The organism is Rhodococcus sp. IEGM 1341 (assembly GCF_030056895.1).
GTDB lineage: Bacteria > Actinomycetota > Actinomycetes > Mycobacteriales > Mycobacteriaceae > Rhodococcoides.
Genome location: NZ_JASHKV010000011.1, coordinates 126,065 through 132,336, shown reverse-complemented (window position 1 = coordinate 132,336; position 6,272 = coordinate 126,065). Strand labels below are relative to the sequence as shown.

The 6,272-nt window shown below is 65.8% G+C and carries 6 protein-coding genes; all 6 read right to left on the bottom strand.

Going from position 1 to position 6,272, the window contains the following annotated elements:
• Positions 1-334: 334 nt before the first annotated feature.
• Positions 335-1,744 carry a plasmid pRiA4b ORF-3 family protein gene (locus QM615_RS20285; protein WP_283347834.1) on the bottom strand — a complete coding sequence of 470 codons (1,410 nt, stop codon included), beginning with the start codon at positions 1,742-1,744 and terminating at the stop codon, positions 335-337.
• A gap of 51 nt (positions 1,745-1,795) precedes the next feature.
• Positions 1,796-2,341 carry an LpqN/LpqT family lipoprotein gene (locus tag QM615_RS20280; protein WP_149407987.1) on the bottom strand — a complete coding sequence of 182 codons (546 nt, stop codon included), beginning with the start codon at positions 2,339-2,341 and terminating at the stop codon, positions 1,796-1,798.
• A gap of 74 nt (positions 2,342-2,415) precedes the next feature.
• Entirely contained in the window at positions 2,416-3,351 is a 936-nt protein-coding gene (locus QM615_RS20275; RefSeq protein WP_283347833.1) for a hypothetical protein, read from the bottom strand.
• Entirely contained in the window at positions 3,335-4,027 is a 693-nt protein-coding gene (locus QM615_RS20270; protein WP_283347832.1) for a hypothetical protein, read from the bottom strand. The genes QM615_RS20275 and QM615_RS20270 overlap by 17 nt, the downstream gene beginning before the upstream one ends.
• 64 nt (positions 4,028-4,091) lie before the next feature.
• On the bottom strand, positions 4,092-4,931 hold the full coding sequence (locus tag QM615_RS20265) for an HAD family hydrolase (protein ID WP_283347831.1): 840 nt from the start codon (positions 4,929-4,931) through the stop codon (positions 4,092-4,094).
• A gap of 28 nt (positions 4,932-4,959) precedes the next feature.
• Positions 4,960-6,174, bottom strand: coding sequence for a metallophosphoesterase (locus QM615_RS20260; protein WP_283347830.1), 1,215 nt, complete (start codon positions 6,172-6,174; stop codon positions 4,960-4,962).
• Positions 6,175-6,272 lie beyond the last annotated feature (98 nt).

Here is a 6,272-nt window from a genome sequence, read left to right as displayed (position 1 = left end):
TTCGGCACTGACATTCATCGACACACTGTTGAGTTCTCAAAGAACACGCACACACTCTCGACCCACAGACACACAGTCCGTCGGCCTCAAGGGCAACTGTTCCAGCCTATCCCAGCTTGGTCTCGGACACAAGGCCCGACTCTTGGGGGATAAAACCTGCCAGGCCACACGTCCAACCTCGTTCACCCAGTCCGTGAAGACCGGGTCGGTGTCCGTCGCTCTGACTCGACAAAAGTTACGCCACCAACCACACCAACGCAAATCGCCTGCTCAGCGGCGGTCATCCGTCGCCCGAGCCACATTTCGGCAGTCCGCGAGACCACTTCTCGGCGACTCAGCTCAGCAATGCGTCCCGCGCGAACCTGCGAGACCAGCTCGGCGAGTCCGAGACCTCTTGACGGAAATAGAACCGCGGACCGTGGGCACCGATGAGATCGAGGAAGCTCACCGTGGCCTGCGCCGCGAACTGAGCGTCGAACACACCTGAATCTTCGCTGGCCCAACCCAATTCGGCGACAGTCTCGATCAACATCGCGTTGCGATGCGTCGCCGATGCCGATGCCGCGAGGGAGATCAGGAACAGAGTCGCTGCGTCGGTCTCGTACGACTCCTTCCCCAGAGGAAGTCGCGACGCCGCATGTCGCCACATGCCGACCGGGTCGTCGGCCAACGCCGCTCCGAGCTTGGTGCGCAGCAACCTACCCTTCGATGTTCGGGTCAACCCGAGGTGCCGCGCCGCGTCGCGAAGATCGCTGACCTGATGATGGTCGATCTCGCGATTGCTCGGCCCTACCCACCCCAGACCCCAATCGAGCTCTTCACGAATCGCAGCTACGAACGCGGGCTTGAGGTAGCCGGCACCGGTCAGGTCTGCTCCGTCGTCACCGATTCTGTCCAGAAACCACGTGAACTTGGCCATCGCCACCTCTGCGACGGGCAGATCGACCGAACTCTCGATGGTGAGTTCGCATCGCGGAAGCAACGCCATCAGTGACGGCACCTCCGTAGGACGCACCCGGTCGAACAGCTTTCCGATGGCCGGGGCCGCGGCCACCGCTTCGGCGAGCACCGAACGCCCTACGTCGAACGAGTGCAGCACCGCGTTGACCGCATCGACGTCGAACCGAGCAGGGTCGAAGCCCGCGCCCCATCGTGCGATGAGCGCCGCGTGCTCGGGATCGGACGTGTCGGCGGCAATCTCGAGCGACTGGGCGTACCGCGAAGGCCCGCCGGACTCCTCGGGTGGGCAGGCGCGCGCCCCGTCGAGACAGACGGATCGGAGGTCGTCGATATCGGAATCGATCTGCTCCAGATAGATGGTGTGTGTCCATCCGTCACCGAAGTCGTACTCGTACGTCATCGTCGAACCCGGTGCAGTGAGTACGTCGTCGACCCGCACTCGCTCCTCGCTCGACGCGTCGTCGTCCGGTTCGTCGTCGAGCGTTTCCTCCATCTCGAATCGACGTGTGGCACCGGCGGTCCTGACGCTGAACGCATGCAGGTGCCGGTCCTCCCATCCGAGGGCACTCTGCAGAACCGCGTGCAACTCGGACAGCAGCAGGTCCGAGCGCACCCGCACCCGACGCCAAATCTGTGGCCGAGTGTGATCCACGGTCACCCGAAGCACCAGGTTCACCAAGCGTCGCCGACTGGCTTCCGTCGCGGTGTCGTCGGCCGGTTCGTCGGTGTCGGACAAATTCGGCACCACCGACAGGTGCCGGACGCGACCGGTTCTCATCGACATGGAAAGGACCCTAGTCGGACCTGTGCGTCGGACACAGGGGCTCGCGATCTTCTACGTACTCGTGGTCAAACCGTCGTTGATCGCGGCAACGTCGAAGGCCAACGCATCGAGCTGCGACGCCAACGTCGTCACCGTCAACTGCACGAGGTACTGAGTATCGACGCCTACCACGACATACCGCGTCGTCACGGCGGCTTCGAGTTGCTGCGCGACGTACGTACCCCGAATGAATCGCGACGGCCAGCCGAGCCACGACGCTGTACTCGCCTCGCGCTCCACCCATCCGGGCATCGCACGTCCGTCGCCGAAACCCAATGCCATCAACGCTTCCGGGTCGATCGTGCGCGACAACGCACCGACCAGAAGCACCGCGTTGGGTGCGAAACCGTTCTCCACGAGGTTCGGTTCCACGATCACCTGGGTCGCCCCTGGGAACTGTGCGGGATCGAGCGTCTGCCATCCCGCAGGAATCGGCACGGTGATGCCGAGCTCGGCCGCCGCGGCACCGTCGAGCGGCGACACGCGCAACGAGTGTGCGTCGAGGTACTCGGCGATCGTGGTGGGCTCGGACGATTCCGTCGACAGGGCGTCGTTCACAGCAATGCCTTTCGTGGTGCACGATTCACTGACACGCCAGAGGCTACCCGCGCCGGTCCGCTCGTCAGCAGGTCCTAGAGGCAGTGACCGGCAGGGAGCTGGTTGCTGTGCGACTCCAACCAGCTGCCGACCGCGTCGAGCATTGCTGTTCCGTCGGTGAACGAACCCGAATTCGGTTGCGCCGCAATCGCCACACCGACTCGACCGGCAACAGTGGTGACGATACCGACCTGCCGGACGTCGTAACCGCCTCGGACGCTCGGCCCCCAGCCTCCTTTGAAGGCAGCATCGGACATCTTCGCCAGGCCCCACTGCTGCTCGGGCGCAACACTGTTCATCATCTCGACCACCGGTGCAGCGTCCGGAACGCACGACAGGCCCGCCGCGAACGTTGCCTGATCCTGCGTCGACCACTCGGTCTGTCCGAATGCGCTGAATTCAGGACGGATCCGCTCCCTCTGCACCGCAGTGGCAGTGTCACCGCCCTGCCGCAGAACCGCGTCGACTGCGCCACCTGCGGCAGCGGAATCTCCGAGCGAACCCCACAGATTCTCGGCTGCTGCGTTGTCGGAGCTTTCGATGGCGGCGGTGGCGTCGGCAACCACCGCGTCCCCGCCGCGACGAATTGCGGCTACGGCCAGTGGCACTTTGACCGTCGACCACGCCGAACCGGAAGTCCAGGTGCCGAGCACTGTCGGCGGGCCGCCGCCGACGGGAACCAGAGCGAGGCCGATGGGCCCACCCGCCGTCGACTCGAGTGCCCCGAACTCCGCGGCCAGATCCTCTGCCGGCAGCGCCTCGACAGGAGGCGCAGTGGTCCATATTTCGGCATCGGACGTCGGTGGAAACTCCGGTGGCACAGGAGCAGCCGATGTGTCGGACACGAGGGGCGCTTCGGACGCGGGGCCGTCGTCGGTGGCGATGGTGCAGCCGGACACCAGAGCACAGAGCGCGAGAGCCACCGCTCCGACTCGTCCGACGCGGCGCGCCGAACTAGAAGAGGTAGACAACGGCGTTCTCGCCACCGGTACACGTCACCAACTGCGCAGACGAGACGCAGTTCATGTCGTACCGCTTGCCGGTGACCGGGCTGCTGGCCACCACGGTCCGCGAATTCCGATCCGAACCGGCCCTGGTGTAGGCCAACCGAACTTCCTCGGCGAACGGGCACGACGTGACCGTCGACCCCACCGCCGAGCCTCGAAGTCCGCTGCTCGACGCCACGGTCGCCGGGCAGGTCTGCGCTCCCGCAGGCAGAGTGGCCGGGCCCGGCTGCGGTGAGTTCTCGGCACTCGGTGCGGTTTCACCGCCTGGAACACCGCCGTCGGACACTGCCGAGGACGTAGCACCCGACGCCACCGCCGGAGTTGCGTCGTCGCGCAGCATGAACCACCCGAACACGCCGCCGAGAATCACTGCGACCACAGTCAGAACGGCCACCACGATCCAGATGCCACCGTTCCCTTTTCTCGGGGGTCCAGGTGGAGGCGAACCAGGGAAGCCACCGGTGCCGAACACCGGCGGCCGGGGAACCGCGCCGTACCCACTCGGCTGCGCCGTCGCCGGAGAATGCGGCGCACCAGGACCGGACGAATGCGGTGGAAGGACTCGATCGGATGGATTCGGCTGCGCGCCGTACTGTCCGTACGCGCGCTGCGAGGGGTCGCCCGAATCTGGATAGCTCACTGGTGTCCTTCTGCCGATGATGGGGCCAGCCTCTCATACAGCGTCGCGACGAGCAGACCGGACGTTACAGTTTCGTTCGGCGCGCGGTGAGCTCCTCGAGATAGCGCGCAACGGCGTCGTCGTCGTTGGATTCGAGGACTCGATCGACGACGGATCGCACGGGCTCCGCGGCATTCGACGGACACAACGCCGTACCCGCCCAGGTGAGCATCGGCAGATCGTTGCGCGCATCCCCCACTGCCGCAACCGAACCGGCAGATATCCCCCACTGCTCGCACAACTCCTGCAGCGCACTGGCCTTCGAGACTCCCGCTGCGGACATCTCGATGTACGGAGCACCGGAATGAGTCAACTCCACTCCGTCCACCCCTACGGCGGCGACCAGCTCGTACAGCTCTTCGCTCGTCGTATCACTGTGCCGAGCAACGATTTTGACCGTCGGCTCGACGTTTACCGACAGACCGTGCTCCGACAGTTCCATCTCGCGCGGCTGCCGGTGATGGTCTGCGAACACGCACAGCTCGGCGTACCGCGCCTCGGCCACGAATCGGGTGGCACCGACTGTCGCGAAGGCCACGCCGGGAACGAGCGCGCGCACGACCGACTTGGCCGACGCCACCGTCTCGGCCGGTACCGACCTGGTGCCGACGATGGCCGGGAAGCCGTCGGACAGGTCGAGGACGACAGCCCCGTTGGCACCGATCGCCGTCCCGCGAAATCCGCAGGACGCAGCGAGTTCGTCGATGGAGTGGCGCGCGCGAGCACTGGCCCACACCACCCTGATTCCGGCTGCGTCTGCGGCAGCCATCGCGGCGGCCGTTCGTGCCGACACAGTTCGGTCCGAACGCAGCAGGGTGCCGTCGAGATCGGTTGCGACAACGACGACCTCTTCGGTTCTCTTCACCCCACCGATACTGCCAGGTGCCGATCGCTCAGCCGGCGACCAATGTCAGAACGGAGATCTCACTGGGCGCGAACACCCGGAAAGGCGGACCCCAGAATCCCGATCCGCGGCTGGTGTAGAGCTGAGTTCGCCCGCCGTGTCTGCTCAGACCGTGCACCACCGGCTGGTCGAGCCGAACCAAGGCCGAGAACGGCCAGATCTGACCGCCGTGTGTGTGGCCCGAAACCTGCAGGTCGACGCCGGCGTCGACAGCGTCACCGATTTGTTTCGGTTGGTGAGCCAGCAACAGCACGGGCATCGAGGGATCGGTTCCGGCAAGTGCGCGAACGAGATCGGCACCGTGACCGGGTGCACCCGACCCTGCCGCAGTGGCGTCGTCGACGCCGGCGATGATCAGTGCGTCCTCACCGCGATGCAGCACTACGTGGCGATTGTGCAGGGAGTTCCATCCGAGGTCCTCCGTGTGATCGAGCCACTCCTGCGCCTCGCCGAAGTACTCGTGATTGCCGGTGACGTACACGCGCGCCGCACTCGCGAGCATTGCCTCCAACGGCGCGGCCTGCGCCCTGCGCCGATCGACCGAGCCGTCGGCGATATCACCGACGTGGGCCAACACGTCCGGTTCGAGCGCATTGACGGCGTCGGCCAATCGATGCGACCACGTCGTTCGATCGAGCGGGCCGAAATGCGTGTCGGTCACGAGAACCACTCGTAGACCGTCGAATCGAGCCCCGAGCCGGTCGATCCTGACCGTCGTGTGTCGCACGCGGGGCGTACGCATCGCCTCGTAATGACCCCACAGCGCGAGCACGGCAACGACGACCACGGTTGTCACCGACACGATCCGCGACCGAAGTGGATCGTCGACCCCAGCCGTCCACAGGCCGAACCGCAGCACCAGCGAGAGTGCCGACCATACGAACGCGATCCAGACCGAGCCCAACAACACGTCTCCGACGCGCGCCCACGCGTCCTTGGACGCCCCCTCTGCACTCGGCCGGTGGCCCAGATACATCGCCGCAGGCAGTGCCACGAACACGGCCACCGCAACCGCAGAGCCGACCAACTGTGCCGCTACCGGCCACCGCGCGCCCGCGAACACGACGGTCCAGGTCGGCAGCGCGACAAGCACAGCGCAGACCACCGACACGACAGCCGGCACGACGATCCGCCGAGTGCGCGGCCGCGTCGACCCGTCCGGTGCGACCGACTGTTCCGGCTTCTGCGTCTGTCGATCTGTCATCGGCGTCGAACCCTCTTCACTCGTACGTGCACTCAATCCGAGGCCAAGACTACGTCGGCTTCGCTGCTCGAGCGCGGGTGCCGAACCGGCCTTCCGTG